Source organism: Lentzea californiensis (genome assembly GCF_024648825.1).
GTDB classification, from domain to species: domain Bacteria; phylum Actinomycetota; class Actinomycetes; order Mycobacteriales; family Pseudonocardiaceae; genus Lentzea; species Lentzea californiensis.
The window spans coordinates 161,497-175,960 of the sequence record NZ_JANBBE010000001.1; the positions used below are offsets into that span (position 1 = coordinate 161,497).

Here is a 14,464-nt window from a genome sequence, read left to right on the forward strand (position 1 = left end):
CCCCGCGAAGGTCATGACGACTCCCTCTGACAGACCCGTGTTCGTTGATCCGAGTGGCCGCCGCCGCAAGGTGATGCGCATCGCCATGGGCGCAGTCGCCGTCGGCGTGCTGGCCTACCTGGTACTTCTCGTCATCGCGCTCGCCGGTGGCCCGGTGAACCCGACGACCCTGCTGCCCATCCCCGAGGCCGCGGAGCCCGCCGTCATCACCACGACGGACACCCCCGCTTCGTCACCCGATGCAACATCGTTGCCACGCAACGAAACCACCACCACGCCACCGGTCACCACCACGGCACGTCCCGTGGCAAGCACCACCACCACGACGACCACCACGGTCGAGAACGCCAACAAGCGGACCGATCCGCCTGGTGCGTCGAACCGGCCGAGCGAGCCCGGTCAGGGCAAGCCGTGAGGCCTCAGCCGCGCGCCCACTGGGTGCTGCTGGCGTTGGGCATGGTGGTGCTGCTCGGCGCGTTGTTGCTGGACACGTTCGTGGTCGGCCGCGTCGGTCAGGGCGCCCAGCCGACGGCGGGACCCTCCGGGACGGTGCCGGAGACCGTGCACCAGGGCGGTCCGCTGGTCGGGGACACGGGCTCCGGGCTCAGCTCGCGCACGACGCCGGACCGCACGGTGGTGCTGACGTTCGACGACGGCCCCGACCCCGAGTGGACGCCGAAGGTCCTCGACGTGCTGCGGCGCAACGAGGTCAAGGCCACCTTCTTCGTGACGGGCGCGAACGCCGCGCAGCACCAGGACGTGCTGGAACGCGTCCACGCCGAGGGTCACGAGGTGGGGCTGCACACCTTCACCCACGTCGACCTGGGCAAGGTCGGCGACACCCGCGCCCGCGTCGAACTGGGGCAGACCGGGCTCGTCGTGGCGAGCGGCACCGGCGAGTTCAGCCGGCTCGTGCGGCCGCCGTACTCGAACCGGCCGGACGCGGTCGACGACGAGGACCTGGCCGGCATCGAGCGGATCACGGCGGCCGGCAACCTCGTGCTGCTCTCCGACCTCGACAGCGAGGACTGGCGCACACCCGGCGCGGACGCCATCGCCGCGAACTCCACGCCGAAGGACGACAAGGGCGCCGTGGTGCTGATGCACGACGGCGGTGGGGACCGGTCGCAAACCGTTGCGGCGCTGGAGAAGCTGATCCCGAGCCTGAAGGAGCGCGGGTTCGCGTTCCAGACCGCCCGTGACGCGTTCGGCGTGCCGCAGGCCACCCGTCCGGCGACGGCGACCGAACGCGCCGAGGGCACCGCCGTGTCCCTCGCCGTGCGGTTCTCGCGGTTCGTCACGGAACTGCTGACGTGGCTCGTCGTGATCTCCAGCGTGCTGGCGCTCGCCCGCGCGGCGGTGCTGCTGGTGACGACCGCGATCCACGCGCGGCGAAAGCCCGGCAAGCACGCGCCGCGGTTGCGGCCGCAGATGGTGACCGTTCTGGTCCCCGCGTACAACGAGGAGGCCGGCGTCGAGGCGACCGTCCGCACGATCCTGTCCAGCACCTGGCCCGTGCACGTGATCGTGATCGACGACGGCTCGACCGACCGCACGTCCGAGGTGGTCGAGAGCCTGCGGCTGCCCAACGTCTCGCTGGTGCGCCAGCGCAACGCCGGCAAGGCGGCGGCGCTCAACACCGGTCTGCGGCACACCCGCACCGAGCTCGTCGTGATGGTCGACGGCGACACGGTGCTGGAACCGGAGACCGTCGCGAACCTCGTACAGCCCTTCGCCGACCACGAGGTGGGTGCGGTCTCGGGCAACGCCAAGGTGGGCAACAGGTCCGGCCTGCTCGGGCGCTGGCAGCACATCGAGTACGTGATCGGCTTCAACCTCGACCGGCGGATGTACGACGTCATGCAGTGCATGCCGACGGTGCCGGGCGCGGTCGGCGGCTTCCGGGTGGAGGCGTTGCGCGAGGTCGGCGGCGTCCCGGAGGACACGCTGGCCGAGGACACCGACCTGACGATGGCGCTGGAACGGGCCGGGTGGTCGGCGGTCTACGAAGAGTCCGCACGGGCGTGGACGGAGGCACCGGCCAGCCTCGGGCAGCTGTGGCGGCAGCGTTATCGCTGGTGCTACGGCACGTTGCAGGCGATGTGGAAGCACCGCGGCGCGATCTTCGAACGCGGCCTCGGCGGCAAACTCGGCCGCCGCGCGCTGCCCTACCTCTTCCTCTACCAGGTGGCGCTGCCGATGCTCGCGCCCGCGATCGACGTGTTCGCGGTGCTGAGCCTGTGGACCGATCCGGTGGCCGGCGCGCTCGCGTGGCTCGGGTTCCTGGTGCTGCAGCTGATCCCCGCGGTGATCGCGTTCCGGCTCGACGGCGAACGGCTGCGGCCGCTGTGGGCCGTCGCGCTCCAGCCGATCGTCTACCGGCAGCTCATGTACCTGGTCGTGATCCAGTCGGTGATCACCGCGCTGGCCGGTGCGGTGCTGCCGTGGCAGAAGCTCAAGCGCACGGGCAGCGCCGCCCAGGACGCACCGGAAATCGACGAGCGAACTGTGCCGCTCAACCGTGTTGACCTGCGGAAATCGCCTCACTTAGGACGGGCGTCCCATTCCGCTTAGACTCCAGGACATGGCTGCTCCAACGACACTGCCGTCGGCCCTGGCTGACGCCGTGCGCGACGAATCGTCGCTGCGGCGTTTCCTGCACGGGCTCCCCGGCGTCGACCAGGTCGGCGTCGAGCAACGAGCCGCGGGCCTCGGCACGCGGAGCATCAAGAAGGCCTCCAAGCTGCACGCCATCGACCTGGCGATCAGCATGGTCGACCTCACCACGCTCGAAGGCGCGGACACGCACGGCAAGGTGCGCTCGCTCGCCGCGAAGGCCCGCAGGCCCGACCCCGACCGGCCCGACGTGCCGAAGGTCGCCGCTGTCTGCGTGTACCCGGACATGGTGAAGACGGCTGCCGACGACCTGGTGGGCACGGGCATCAACGTCGCCAGCGTCGCGACCGCGTTCCCCAGTGGCCGCAGCACGATGGACATCAAGCTGGCCGACACGCGGTTCGCCGTCGAGCAGGGCGCGGCCGAGGTCGACATGGTGATCGACCGCGGCGCGTTCCTCAGCGGCCGGTACGGGCAGGTGTTCGAGGAGATCGTCAAGATCAAGGAAGCCTGCGGCGACGCGCACCTCAAGGTCATCCTCGAGACCGGCGAGCTCGTGACGTACGACAACGTGCGCCGCGCGTCGTGGCTCGCGCTGCTGGCCGGTGGCGACTTCATCAAGACGTCGACCGGCAAGGTGCAGCCCGCCGCGACGCTGCCGGTGACGCACGTGATGCTGCAGGCCGTGCGGGACTGGAAGGAACAGACCGGTGAACTGCGCGGGGTCAAGCCCGCCGGTGGCATCCGCACGACCAAGGACGCGATCAAGTACCTGGTGGCCGTGCACGAGGTGGCCGGTCCGGAGTGGCTCGACCCGAACCTGTTCCGGTTCGGCGCGTCGACGTTGCTCAACGACCTGCTCATGCAGCGTCGGACCCAGTTGGACGGCCACTACAGCGGCCCGGACTACGTGACGGTGGACTGAAGACATGTGGGAATACGCCCCCGCGCCCGAGTCGCGGGACATCGCGAACCTCAAGCCGAACTACCGGATGTTCGTCGACGGCAAGTTCGTCGAGGGCTCCGGCGAGCCGCTCAAGACCATCAACCCCGCCACCGAGGAGGTGCTCGCGGAGGTCTCGACGGCGAGCGAGTCCGATGTGGACACCGCGGTCAAGGCCGCGCGCAGGGCCTACGACCGCGTGTGGTCGAAGATGCCCGGGTCCGAGCGGGCCAAGTACATCTACCGGATCGCGCGGCAGATCCAGGAACGCGGCCGTGAGCTCGCGGTGCTGGAGTCGCTCGACAACGGCAAGCCGATCAAGGAGTCGCGCGACGTCGACATCCCGACGGCGGCCTCGCACTTCTTCTACCACGCGGGCTGGGCGGACAAGCTCGGCTACGCGGGCTACGGGCCGGACCCGAAGCCGCTGGGCGTCGCGGGCCAGGTGATCCCGTGGAACTTCCCGCTGCTGATGGCGGCGTGGAAGATCGCGCCGGCGCTGGCGTGCGGCAACACCGTCGTGCTCAAGCCCGCCGAGACCACGCCGCTCACGGCGCTGGTGCTCGCGGACATCATCCAGCAGTGCGACCTGCCGCCGGGTGTCGTCAACATCATCCCCGGTGCCGGTGACGTCGGTGCCGCGCTCGTGGGCCATGAAGACGTCGACAAGGTCGCCTTCACCGGCTCGACCGACGTCGGCAAGGTCATCCAGGGGCAGCTCGCGGGCACGTCGAAGAAGCTCACGCTGGAACTGGGCGGCAAGGCCGCGAACATCGTGTTCGACGACGCCCCGCTCGACCAGGCCGTCGAGGGCATCGTCAACGGCATCTTCTTCAACCAGGGCCACGTCTGCTGCGCCGGGTCCCGCCTCCTCGTGCAGGAGTCCATCGCCGACGAGCTGGTCGAGAAGCTGCACGCGCGCGTCAGCACGCTCAGGGTCGGCGACCCGCTGGACAAGAACACCGACGTCGGCGCGATCAACTCGCGCGAGCAGCTCACCAAGATCAAGGAGCTGACCGAGTCGGGCGAGGCCGAGGGCGCGACCCGCTGGACGTCGGAGTGCCCGTTGCCGGACAAGGGTTTCTTCTTCGCCCCGACCGTCTTCTCCGGGGTGTCGCAGGCGATGCGCATCGCCCGCGAGGAGATCTTCGGCCCGGTCCTGTCCGTCCTGACCTTCCGCACGCCGGAAGAGGCCGTGGCCAAGGCGAACAACACGCCGTACGGCCTGTCCGCCGGTGTCTGGACCGAGAAGGGCTCGCGCATTCTCTGGATGGCACAACGCATGCGCGCCGGCGTCGTCTGGTCCAACACGTTCAACCGCTTCGACCCGACCGCCCCGTTCGGCGGTTACCAGGAGTCGGGCTTCGGCCGTGAGGGCGGCCGCACCGGTCTGGAGGCCTACCTCGATGTCTGATCGCATCACGGTCGCGAAGACCTACAAGCTCTACATCGGCGGCAAGTTCCCGCGCTCCGAGTCGGGTCGCAGCTACCCGGTGACGGACGCGAAGGGCACGTTCCTCGCGAACGCCGCCCACGGCTCCCGCAAGGACGCGCGGGACGCGGTCTCCGCCGCCCGCAAGGCCTTCGCGGGCTGGTCCGGCACCACGGCCTACAACCGGGGCCAGGTCCTGTACCGCGTGGCCGAGGTCCTCGAAGGCCGCCGCGAGCAGTTCATCGCGGAGGTCGCCACCTCGGAGGGCGTCGCGGCGAAGAAGGCGCAGTCCCTCGTGGACACCGCCATCGACCGCTGGGTCTGGTACGCGGGCTGGACCGACAAGATCGCGGCCGTGCTGGGTTCCTCGAACCCGGTGGCGGGCCCGTACTTCTCGTTCTCCACCCCGGAACCGACGGGCGTGGTCGCCGTGCTGGCCCCGCAGCAGTCGTCGTTGCTGGGCCTGATCTCGGTGATCGCACCGGTGATCGCGTCGGGCAACACCTGCGTGGTCATCACCTCGCAGGACCGCCCGCTCCCCGCCATCACGCTGTCCGAGGTGCTGGCCACGAGTGACGTGCCCGGTGGCGTGGTCAACATCATCACCGGCCGCACCGCGGAGATCGCGCCGTGGCTGGCCTCGCACGGCGACGTGAACGCGCTGGACCTGACCGGTGCGCCGGAGTCGATCCGCGCGGACCTGGAGCGGGCGGCGGCGGGCACCGTGAAGCGCGTGCTGCGCAACAAGCCCAGCGAGGACTTCGCGGTCACGCCGGACATGTCCCGCCTGCGCGCGTTCCTGGAGACGAAGACGGTCTGGCACCCGATGGGTGTCTAGTGCCGTGAAGTTGATGAGGGGAGCTTTCATGAACCTCAGGTTTATGAAAGCTCCCCTCATCAACAAGCGGTGTCGGCGGCGTAGGCCTTGCCCTGCGCCGCCAGCTCCTCCCCCAGGATCCTGACGGCCTTCGGCCCGACGCCGTGGATCTGCAGCAGCGCCTTCGCCGGCACCTTCGTCAGCGAGTCGTACGTCGTGTAGCCGTTCGCGACCAGCTCGCGGTTGGCGACCTTGCCGATGGCGCGCGGGAACTCGGATCCCGGCTGCTCGCTCACGAGTTCACCAGCCCGGCCCGCCACGCCCACGAAGCGATTCCCACGCGGTTGCGCACGTTCAGCTTGGTCTGCACGGAAGCCAGATGCGTCTTCACCGTGGACAGCGACAGGAACAGCGCGGACGCGATCTCCTGGTTGCTGAGCCCTCGTGCCACCTCCCGCACCACGTCCTGCTCGCGAGCCGTGAGCAACGACAGATCAGGCCGCTGGGCAGGCCGGGCGAAGTGCTCCAGCATCCGCACGGTGACCTGAGGCGAGATCAGCGCGTTCCCGGCGGCGGCGGCGCGAACGGCCTCCACCAGCAGCGCCGGACCGGCGTCCTTGGTCAGGAACCCGGACGCCCCGTTCTCCAGTGCCGTGTGGACGTACTCGTCCAGGTCGAACGTCGTCACCACGACGACCTTCGTGGTCGGCGACAGCTTCTTGGTCACCTCGAGCCCGTCCAGCCCCGGCATGCGGATGTCCAGCAGCGCCACGTCGGGGTTGTGCTCGCGGGCGGCGGTGACGGCCGCGATCCCGTCGGGAACGTCCGCGACGACGGTGATGTCCGGCTGCTTCTCCAGGATCATCCGAAACCCGACGCGAACCATCTCCTGGTCGTCGGCGATGAGGACCGAGATCACTTGTTCCCTTCCAGGGGTAGCTCGGCGAGCACCTGCCAGCCGTTCTCACGCGGGCCCGCCGAGAACAGGCCGCCGAGCAGGTCGACCCTCTCACGCATGCCTACGAGACCGTAGCCACCCTGGTTCAGCTCGTGCAGCTGACCGTCGTCGGCCACGATCACGCGCAACGCCCCGCCGGACGTCCGCGAGATCTCCACGTCGATCATGGTGGGCGAGACGGCGTGTTTGTGCACGTTGGTGAGCGACTCCTGGACCAGGCGCAACACCGAGCGGCCGAGCTCGGGGGGCACGACGTCGGGCAGGTCGATGCGCAGGCGGGTCTCGAAACCGAGCTCGCGGGTGCGTTCGACGGCCGCGATGACGTCGGCGGCGAGGTCGGTGGTGGCCGCCTCGTTCTCGCCCTGGCGCAGCGTGCCGACGAGGCGGCGCATCGCCCCCAGTGCCTCGGTGCCCGAACGGACGATGCCGGGCAGCAGCCGGTGGGCGGCGTGCGGGTCGTCGTCGGAGACCTCCAGCGCGGCCTGGGCCTGCACGAGCATGCCCGTCACGTGGTGGGCGACGACGTCGTGGAGCTCGCGGGCGAGGGCGATGCGTTCTTCCTTCTGCGCGTCGGTGACGGCGGCGGCGATGAGGCGGCCGCTCTCCGTGTCGCGGGCGCGGAAGTACAGGCCGGTGCCGACGGCCGTGAAGCCCAGGACGAGCGAGCCGAGCATCTCGTTGTAGTTGCTGCCCGAGAGCCAGTTGTCCCGGACGATGGCGGCGAAGAGGCTCACGGCGACCAGCGAGCCGACCGACCACGTGGCGGCGCGGCGGGGTTCCTCCCGGACGACGACAGCGGTGATGACCAGGCACGCGGCGGTCTCGGCGATGGTCAGGGGGCTGAGGATCGTCGGCACGTTCACCTGGAAGTACGCGATGACGAACGACGAGACGAAGATCGACACGACCGCCACCGGGATGGTGAAGGCCCTCGACTTGAACGAGGTCACGGCCGCGATGCACACCGGCACCGTCAGCAGCCACACCAGCGCCCCGGCCCTGCCGGGCTCGCCCATGATCAGAAGCTCGCCCACCATCAGCAAGGCGAGAACGGCGGCGATCGGCCATTGGCCCCGGTGACTGTCCACGGAAGACAACGGTAGGACCACCAGACCTCTACGGCCTCGGTCATCCGGCTGATCCGGTGTGTCGTCAAGGCTGAGGTTTTACAGCTCGCCGCACGGCACCTTGAGAAGCATGAATTCGGTTCTGGCCGCTCGGGGCCTGGTCAAGACCTACGGCGACGTGCACGCGCTCGCCGGGGTGGACATCGACATCAAGGCCGGGGACGTGCTGGCGGTCGTCGGTCCGTCCGGGTCCGGCAAGACGACGCTGTTGCACGTGCTGTCCGGCATCCTGCGCGCCGACGGCGGCGAGGTGTTCCTCGACGGTCGGGCGATCGGCGAACTGAACGAGACGGGCCGCAGCGCGTTGCGGCGCACGGCGTTCGGGTTCGTCTTCCAGTCGGGGATGCTGGTGGCCGAACTGACCGCCGAGGAGAACGCGGCACTGCCGATGCTGCTCGCCGGCGGGTCGCGGGAGGAGTCGCTCGGTGCGGCCAGGCTGTGGCTCTCGCGGCTCGGCTTGCAGGGCTTGGAGAAGCGGCTGCCGAGCCAGCTCTCGGGCGGGCAGGCGCAGCGCGTCGCGATCGCACGGGCCCTCGCCCACAAGCCTCGGGTGATCTTCGCGGACGAGCCGACCGGCGCCCTCGACACGCGCACCGGCCAGGAGATGATGACCGCGCTCCTGCAGGCCGCGGAGGAGACCGGCGCGGCCGTCGTCATCGTCACGCACGACAAGGCGATCGCGGACCGGGCGCTGCGCGTCGTCGAGATCCAGGACGGGCGCATCGCCCAGAGGACCACCACGGGGGTGTCCGCGTGAGGATCGCTCTCGCGGTGCTGCGCAGGGACCGCCGCAGCCAGGTCGCGACCGTGCTCGTCGCGCTCGGCGTGATGATCGCGGTGTCGCTGGTGCTGTGGCTCCTCGCCGCACCGAACGGCCTGCAGGCGCGCGCCGACCGCACGGCGTGGCGCGACGGCATCAGCCAGAACGACGAAGGCGCCATTTCCGTTGCCACGAACCAGGACTCCTACGACGGCAAGCTGATCGAACGGTTCGACGTCGCCCGTACCGAACAGGGCGCCGTGCCGGTCGCGGCGGGCATCGCCAGGTTCCCGGAAGCGGGCGAGGTGCTGCTGTCGCCCGCGCTCGCGGACCTCGTGCGCGCCACCTCGCCGGAGAAGCTCGGCAACCGCTTCCCCGGCAGGCAGATCGCCGAACTGGGGCCGGAAGCGCTCAAGTTCCCCGGCGAGCTGGTCGCGATCGTCGGCCACGAGAAGGTCGGGAACGGCTGGCCCGCGGCCGATCTGCGCGGTGGCGCCGGCTCGTACCGCGACGACTACCACGGCATGCTCTACCTGCTCACGCGCGTCGGGCTCGTGGTGCTGGTCGTGCCGTGCCTGGTGCTGGTCGCCTCGGCCGCCAGGCTGACCGCGGCGAAACGGGAACGGCGCCTCGCCGCGCTCAGGCTCGCCGGCGCCAGCCCTCGGCAGGTCGTGGTGATGACCGCCGTCGAGACCGCGATCGGTGCGGTCGTCGGCAGCGTGCTGGGCGTGGTGCTGGCACAGCCGTTCAGCCACCTCACCGCGAAGGTCCCGTGGGAGGGCGGCACCTGGTACCCCGGTGACTTCGTGCCGGAACCCGCGGTCGTGGCGGCGGTGGCCGTGCTCGCGCCGCTGCTCGTCATCGGGGCCGCGATCACCGGGCTGCGGCGCGTGGTGAACCAGCCGCTCGCGGCGGAGGCGAAGCGCGGGGTCAGGTCGTGGCGGCTGCTGACGATCGCCGGCGCGCTGGGTGTGTTCTTCCTCGGCGTCATGTACGCGCAGCAGGCCGGCGGCGACGGCCAGTTCACCGTCGTGCTCCTCGGCCTGGGCGCGGTGGCGCTCGCGCTCGTGCTGGCGGGACCCGTGCTGACCGCGTGGGTCGGCAGGTTCTTCGTCGGGCGGTGGCGCAGGCCGTCGACGTTGCTGGCCGGACGCAGGCTCGCCGGCGATCCGGTGGCGGCGTTCCGCGGCTCGGCGGGCGTGGTGATCGCCGTGTTCACCGGCTCGATGGCGCTCACGATGCTGCCGGGGCTGGAGAGCCAGGTCCCGTACCGCGACTCGACGTGGCTGGAGAACGCGATCGTGGCCGAGCAGGTGACGCACGACGTCACGCCGTTGCGCCTGGCGCTCTCAGGGCCGATCGTCACGATGCTCGACGGCTCGATCAGGAGTGGCGACCGCGGCACGTACGTCGTCGTCGGTGACTGCGCCGACGTCGCGAAGGTGCTGTCCGGCCTCCGCTGCCAGACGGGACCCGCCGTCTACGCGCCAGGACCGTTGCAGGGCAACGAGTTCGAGTCGAGCGGCAGCGAGGACACGATGACCGCGCAGCTGCCGACAAACTACGAGACGCGGCCGTTCGAGGGCAACGGCCGGGTGAGCGCGGTCATCGACCGCGGCCTGCTGCCGTCGCTCACGGGCGAGGTGTCGATGGTCGGGGTGCCTACGACGCCGGAGAACCGCGACGCCGTGCACACCGCGCTGATCGGCACGCTGCCGGGCGTGCGGCTGGTGGACGGCGAGCAGCGGGGCCTCTTCGGCGACACGCTGATGGCGGACCTGCAGCGGGCCACGATCATCGGGCTCTCCATCGCGGCGGTGCTCGGCGGCATCGGCGCTGCGGTGTCCGCGGCCGGGTCGGTGATCGACCGCAGGCGCACTTTCGGTGCGTTGATCGCGGCCGGCACACCAATTCGCGTCCTGGCTCACGCATTGCGCCGAGAAGTGATGCTTCCGGTGTTCGCCGTCACAATCGCGGCATGCGGTGCGGGAATTGTCGTGGGCCTCGGATTGCTCACCTTGGCGCGTGGACTGGTGGGTCACGGAGAAATGCCGATCACGCCGTGGGTCATCGCCCCGGTGGGCGTCGGCATCGTGGTCGCGCTGGTAGCGGCGCTGGCGTGCGGTCCGGTACTACGCGGCATCAGCCCGAGGGATTACGCGGCGGAGTAGCACTCGGCCGGAAGTACGAGAGTGGAACTGGCCCTCAGCGCGATGTGCGATGAGGGCCATTTTCATACCTTTGATTCATGACCAATGCACAGCTCGCGAGCATCCAATGGGGCGTTTTCCTGTCCGTCGTCTTCCTGCTCCCGCAGCTGTTGTTCCGTCAGCTGACTTTCCGCAGCACCACCGTCACCGTCTACGCGAGCATGCTGTTCGCGGCGACGTTCCTGCCGATGCAGACCGTCGCGCCGCGCCAGTCCGTGCAGCTGGTCCCGTTCCAGTGGATCGCCGACACGTTCCGCGACGGGCAGATCGCGTTCGACCAGATGACGCTGAACGTGCTGCTGTTCGTGCCGCTCGGCGCGATGCTGATGTTCTGGGGCAGGCGCACGATCGGCCAGGCCGCGCTGATCGGCTACGGCGTCTCGCTGCTGATCGAGGGCTCGCAGCTGTTGTGGGCGAACCGGATCTTCGACGTCGACGACCTGATCACCAACACCACCGGCACCGCGCTCGGCTGGCTCGGCGCGCTGACCGCCGTGAAGGTCTACGCCCGCGTGAAGACCGTCGTACCGCAGCGGGAGCTCGCCAGCGCACGCTGACCTGCGGATTCCAGAAAACCTGCAAGGGCCGTGTGGATGCTGAGCCGCATGCGTGCCGGACGAACGATCGCCATCATCACCGCTGTGCTCGACGTGGGCGTCGCGGTGCAAGCGAGCGGTAGCGCCGAAGGCCAGGCTCTAGGGATGACGAACTACGTCTGACCCCATGTTCACCCGGCGGCGTGAGGTGACGCGCGCCGCCGGGCCCTGGCCGCCGGCTGGCCAGCCTCCTGGGACATCACACCTAGGTCGTCCGCCAGCCCAGCTCGCCCGCCGTGTTGACCTCCGGCAGGCAGTGCCCGACCGCGCCGCGCGTCTCCAGGGCCGTCGCCACCTGGTCGAACATCTCCAGGATCGACGTCCACTCCGGCTTGACCATCTCGTTGCGCTCCTGGTCCCACTCGACCACGCAGCCGCGCAGCACGCCGGGGCGCAGGTCCACCGCGAGCACGTCGCCGGTGCCGTCGAACGCGATGGGGAGCCACTCGGGGTGGAACCCACTGGTCGGGGCGCCCGCCTCGGAGGCGTCCACGGGCTTGCTCACGTGGGTCTCCCTGAGCACGAACGCGCCGTCCGCGCCCAGCGGCGTGTAGAAGGGCGGCAGGATCTCGGCGAAGAGGCCTTCCTCGGTGCCGCCGTAGACGCTCCACCACAGCTGTAGATCGATCGGAACCCGAAGATCCGGTAGCGCGTCATACCTCGGACGCAACACGGCGCGGGTGGCCGGAGCGTGCTCCGCCAGCCATGCCAGGATCCGGTTCCAGTGCTCGATCACACCCACCGATCCATGATCTTGGCGGAACGACGGGCGAGGTACCGCCCATCGGGGCAGGATCAAGGCGAACGGTTCACTACTGGGGGAAGAGCTTTCAGATGGCGGAACAAGGCCTCAAGGTCGACTTCGACGCCTTGACCGGATACGCGTCGGCCGTGAGCGGTCTGGCGAGCGAGGTCGGCACGGTCGGCACGGGCACGTTGAACGGCACCACCAGCCTGCCGGGCGACTGCTTCGGCAAGCTGGGCAACGAGGTCGGGCTCAACGCCGCGTTCCAGGCGGCCGCGCAGGCACAGCTCGACGCGCTGAAGGCAGCGTCGACCGGACTCGCGGGCCTCGGCACGGCGGTCTCGAAGGCACGCGATGCCTACGTCGCGCAGGAAGACGCGAACAAGGCGGCGCTCAACAAGGCGGCGCGGGCATGAGCGTCGAGGGGCTGCTGAGCCAGTTCATCGCGCCCATGAAGGAAGACCTCGCGAAGCTCGACGGTGACACCGGCGGCGCGACTCGTGCGGGTGACGCCTTCGGCCGCGCCCAGACCGCGATGACGGACTTCGGCACGCGGCACGCCTCGGCCTCGACCGCGGTGCTGAACACGTGGTCCGGCGACAGGGCGAACGCCTTCACCGCCCGTGTCTCCACCTTCGCCTCGGCCACGAACCTGTTGTCCTCGAACGCTTCCGCGATCAAGACCGCGGCCTCGACCGGCGTGACGGCGGTGACCGGCGGGCGCACCGCGATCCAGGGCCTCATCGACGAGTTCACGTCCAAGGCGACCCCGAAGCTCGCCGCCGCGCTGGCCCTGTCGCTCGTGGCCGGGCCGGGCGTGGTGCTGGCGGCCGTCGCCGACCTCGCCGGGATGGCCTCCGCTTACCAGGGCAAGACCACCGCCGAACTGCAGAAGGTGCGCGACCAGCTCACGCAGCTCGTCGGGCAGCTCAACGCCCTGCAGAAGCCGGACGCCGGCGCGCTGGCGAAGCTCGGCGACCCGCTCGGCGGCGACGAGAGCACGACCTCGACGGCCGGCGCCTCCGACACCAAGAAGCAGGAATCCGCTCCCAGCTCGAACTCCGGCAACGGTTCTGGCGGTGGCAGCGGTGGCGGTGGCGGTGGTTCGGGCGGCGGTGGCGGCGGAGGATCAGGCGGTGGTGGAGGTGGTGGCGGTTCCGGCCCGCGCCTGCCCGTAGCGATCCCGCCGCAGCCCGGTGAGGGCGTCGGCGTGAACCTGCCGGACGGCAGCAGCGCAGAGGCGCCGAACGAGACCGCGGCCAAGGCCGTGCGCAACGCGTTGTCCGCCCTGGGCACCCCGTACGTGTGGGGCGGCGCGAACCCGCCCCAGGGCACCGACTGCTCCGGCCTCACGCAGTGGGCGTACGGCGGCGCCGGGTTCGACATCCCGCGTCCGGCCTCGTCGCAGGCGATGGGCGCCTCGGTGCCGGCGGACCAGCTGCTGCCCGGTGACCTGGTGGTGTGGGACGGGCACGTGGCGATGGTGATCGGCAACGGCCAGATGGTCGAGGCCGGTGACCCGGTGCAGGTGCAGCCGATCCGCACGACGAACAGCGGCATGTCGTTCTACGGCTTCTACCGCCCCACCGGGTGATGCTCGGCTAGCCCTGAGCCGCCAGGGCCTTGAGTTCGGCGAACTTCACGATCTGCCCGCCGGCACCCCAGGTGCCCTCGGGCTGCTCGTGGATCAGCACCCACACCCGCATGGCGTCGGCCTCACCCAGTCCGGCGGCGGCGAGCACCAGCGCCGTCGCCTCCCAGACGAGGCCGGCCTTGCGCCGGTCGGACAGCGCACCCACCGGCACCCGGACGTCCACCCGGAACCGCGGCGCGTCGTCCTCGGCCGTCGTCTGCGCGCCCGCGGGCAGTTCGTGCAGGTAGGTCCAGGCGACCGAGCGGAAGTTCTTCGCACTGTGGCGGCAGGTCGTCACCGAGTCCGGTTTCCAGGCCGGTTGTCCCGTGCTCGCGGTGTCCATCGAGGAGAACGCCAGCCCGCAGGCGCTCATGGCCGCGGCGGACGCGTTCAGGACGTGGTCCGGTCAGCTCGCGGCCTCGCTCGAAGAGCACGGCGTGGCCTCGGGCCGTGCGCGCAGCCTCGCCCACCTCTGCGTTTCGGCGGCGGAGGGCGCCGTCGCGATGTGCCGCGCCCAGCGCTCCATCGACCCCCTCGACGACGTCGCCGCCGAACTCACGGCCTTGCTACAAGCCGCCACCGAAGATCCTGAAATGCGGCACACTGTCCACAACAGGGGGTGATCGG

16 protein-coding genes are annotated in these 14,464 nt (G+C 70.2%); 11 read left to right on the plus strand and 5 right to left on the minus strand.

Translation table 11 applies throughout. The features are described from left to right. The first annotated feature begins 73 nt into the window (after positions 1-73). Genes LX88_RS00870 through LX88_RS00890 form a run of 5 tightly spaced genes read left to right on the plus strand, consistent with a single transcriptional unit; the run spans position 74 to position 5,829 of the window. Positions 74-415 (plus strand): hypothetical protein, encoded by a 342-nt coding sequence (locus tag LX88_RS00870; RefSeq protein WP_258946014.1) that lies wholly within the window; start codon positions 74-76, stop codon positions 413-415. Continuing rightward, positions 412-2,574, plus strand: coding sequence for a bifunctional polysaccharide deacetylase/glycosyltransferase family 2 protein (locus LX88_RS00875; RefSeq protein ID WP_258946015.1), 2,163 nt, complete (start codon positions 412-414; stop codon positions 2,572-2,574). The genes LX88_RS00870 and LX88_RS00875 overlap by 4 nt, the downstream gene beginning before the upstream one ends. Before the next feature lie 10 nt (positions 2,575-2,584). Beyond that, on the plus strand, positions 2,585-3,541 hold the full coding sequence (gene deoC, locus LX88_RS00880) for a deoxyribose-phosphate aldolase (protein ID WP_258946016.1): 957 nt from the start codon (positions 2,585-2,587) through the stop codon (positions 3,539-3,541). 4 nt (positions 3,542-3,545) lie between these two features. Beyond that, positions 3,546-4,973 (plus strand): aldehyde dehydrogenase family protein, encoded by a 1,428-nt coding sequence (locus tag LX88_RS00885; RefSeq protein ID WP_258946017.1) that lies wholly within the window; start codon positions 3,546-3,548, stop codon positions 4,971-4,973. Beyond that, on the plus strand, positions 4,966-5,829 hold the full coding sequence (locus tag LX88_RS00890; RefSeq protein ID WP_090067232.1) for an aldehyde dehydrogenase family protein: 864 nt from the start codon (positions 4,966-4,968) through the stop codon (positions 5,827-5,829). Before LX88_RS00885 ends, LX88_RS00890 begins: the two co-directional genes overlap by 8 nt. Before the next feature lie 59 nt (positions 5,830-5,888). Here the strand turns inward: LX88_RS00890 and LX88_RS00895 are convergent, their stop codons facing one another. The 3 genes from LX88_RS00895 to LX88_RS00905 are packed head-to-tail and all read right to left on the minus strand — an operon-like array spanning position 5,889 to position 7,854. Further along, positions 5,889-6,104 (minus strand): helix-hairpin-helix domain-containing protein, encoded by a 216-nt coding sequence (locus tag LX88_RS00895; protein ID WP_258946018.1) that lies wholly within the window; start codon positions 6,102-6,104, stop codon positions 5,889-5,891. Next, on the minus strand, positions 6,101-6,727 hold the full coding sequence (locus LX88_RS00900; RefSeq protein ID WP_090067231.1) for a response regulator transcription factor: 627 nt from the start codon (positions 6,725-6,727) through the stop codon (positions 6,101-6,103). The genes LX88_RS00895 and LX88_RS00900 overlap by 4 nt, the downstream gene beginning before the upstream one ends. Beyond that, entirely contained in the window at positions 6,724-7,854 is a 1,131-nt protein-coding gene (locus LX88_RS00905) for a sensor histidine kinase (protein ID WP_258946019.1), read from the minus strand. The genes LX88_RS00900 and LX88_RS00905 overlap by 4 nt, the downstream gene beginning before the upstream one ends. Positions 7,855-7,963: 109 nt before the next feature. On the opposite strand from LX88_RS00905, the gene LX88_RS00910 reads away from it, so the two are divergent. The 3 genes from LX88_RS00910 (at position 7,964) to LX88_RS00920 (ending at position 11,420) form a co-directional block, all read left to right on the plus strand. Further along, entirely contained in the window at positions 7,964-8,650 is a 687-nt protein-coding gene (locus LX88_RS00910; RefSeq protein ID WP_258946020.1) for an ABC transporter ATP-binding protein, read from the plus strand. Beyond that, positions 8,647-10,824, plus strand: a complete 2,178-nt coding sequence (locus LX88_RS00915; RefSeq protein ID WP_258946021.1) for an FtsX-like permease family protein — start codon at positions 8,647-8,649, stop codon at positions 10,822-10,824. Before LX88_RS00910 ends, LX88_RS00915 begins: the two co-directional genes overlap by 4 nt. A 77-nt stretch (positions 10,825-10,901) precedes the next feature. Then, positions 10,902-11,420 carry a VanZ family protein gene (locus LX88_RS00920; RefSeq protein ID WP_258946022.1) on the plus strand — a complete coding sequence of 173 codons (519 nt, stop codon included), beginning with the start codon at positions 10,902-10,904 and terminating at the stop codon, positions 11,418-11,420. A 244-nt stretch (positions 11,421-11,664) separates the two neighbouring features. Here the strand turns inward: LX88_RS00920 and LX88_RS00925 are convergent, their stop codons facing one another. Then, the gene (locus LX88_RS00925) at positions 11,665-12,201 is read right to left on the minus strand and encodes an SMI1/KNR4 family protein (RefSeq protein ID WP_258946023.1); all 537 of its coding nucleotides are present in this window, start codon (positions 12,199-12,201) and stop codon (positions 11,665-11,667) included. 92 nt (positions 12,202-12,293) lie between these two features. On the opposite strand from LX88_RS00925, the gene LX88_RS00930 reads away from it, so the two are divergent. Both LX88_RS00930 and LX88_RS00935 read left to right on the plus strand, forming a co-directional pair. Next, entirely contained in the window at positions 12,294-12,620 is a 327-nt protein-coding gene (locus tag LX88_RS00930) for a type VII secretion target (protein ID WP_258946024.1), read from the plus strand. Further along, positions 12,617-13,798 (plus strand): C40 family peptidase, encoded by a 1,182-nt coding sequence (locus LX88_RS00935; protein ID WP_258946025.1) that lies wholly within the window; start codon positions 12,617-12,619, stop codon positions 13,796-13,798. Before LX88_RS00930 ends, LX88_RS00935 begins: the two co-directional genes overlap by 4 nt. A 7-nt stretch (positions 13,799-13,805) precedes the next feature. On the opposite strand, the gene LX88_RS00940 is transcribed toward LX88_RS00935, so the two are convergent. Next, positions 13,806-14,180 carry a tautomerase family protein gene (locus LX88_RS00940; RefSeq protein WP_258946026.1) on the minus strand — a complete coding sequence of 125 codons (375 nt, stop codon included), beginning with the start codon at positions 14,178-14,180 and terminating at the stop codon, positions 13,806-13,808. Between LX88_RS00940 and LX88_RS00945 the strand changes: the two genes are divergently transcribed. After that, the gene (locus tag LX88_RS00945; RefSeq protein WP_372511241.1) at positions 14,116-14,460 is read left to right on the plus strand and encodes an LmrA/YxaF family transcription factor; all 345 of its coding nucleotides are present in this window, start codon (positions 14,116-14,118) and stop codon (positions 14,458-14,460) included. The genes LX88_RS00940 and LX88_RS00945 overlap by 65 nt on opposite strands. The last annotated feature ends 4 nt before the right edge of the window (positions 14,461-14,464 follow it).

What these genes read in the sequence shown, in the direction of transcription:
- deoC (WP_258946016.1), top strand. Translation starts at nt 2,585, where the DNA reads ATGGCTGCTCCAACGACACTGCCGTCGGCCCTGGCTGACGCCGTGCGC.
- LX88_RS00935 (WP_258946025.1), top strand. Translation starts at nt 12,617, where the DNA reads ATGAGCGTCGAGGGGCTGCTGAGCCAGTTCATCGCGCCCATGAAGGAA.
- LX88_RS00910 (WP_258946020.1), top strand. Translation starts at nt 7,964, where the DNA reads ATGAATTCGGTTCTGGCCGCTCGGGGCCTGGTCAAGACCTACGGCGAC.
- LX88_RS00890 (WP_090067232.1), top strand. Translation starts at nt 4,966, where the DNA reads ATGTCTGATCGCATCACGGTCGCGAAGACCTACAAGCTCTACATCGGC.
- LX88_RS00930 (WP_258946024.1), top strand. Translation starts at nt 12,294, where the DNA reads ATGGCGGAACAAGGCCTCAAGGTCGACTTCGACGCCTTGACCGGATAC.
- LX88_RS00940 (WP_258946026.1), bottom strand. Translation starts at nt 14,180, where the DNA reads ATGGACACCGCGAGCACGGGACAACCGGCCTGGAAACCGGACTCGGTG.
- LX88_RS00870 (WP_258946014.1), top strand. Translation starts at nt 74, where the DNA reads ATGCGCATCGCCATGGGCGCAGTCGCCGTCGGCGTGCTGGCCTACCTG.
- LX88_RS00885 (WP_258946017.1), top strand. Translation starts at nt 3,546, where the DNA reads ATGTGGGAATACGCCCCCGCGCCCGAGTCGCGGGACATCGCGAACCTC.
- LX88_RS00920 (WP_258946022.1), top strand. Translation starts at nt 10,902, where the DNA reads ATGACCAATGCACAGCTCGCGAGCATCCAATGGGGCGTTTTCCTGTCC.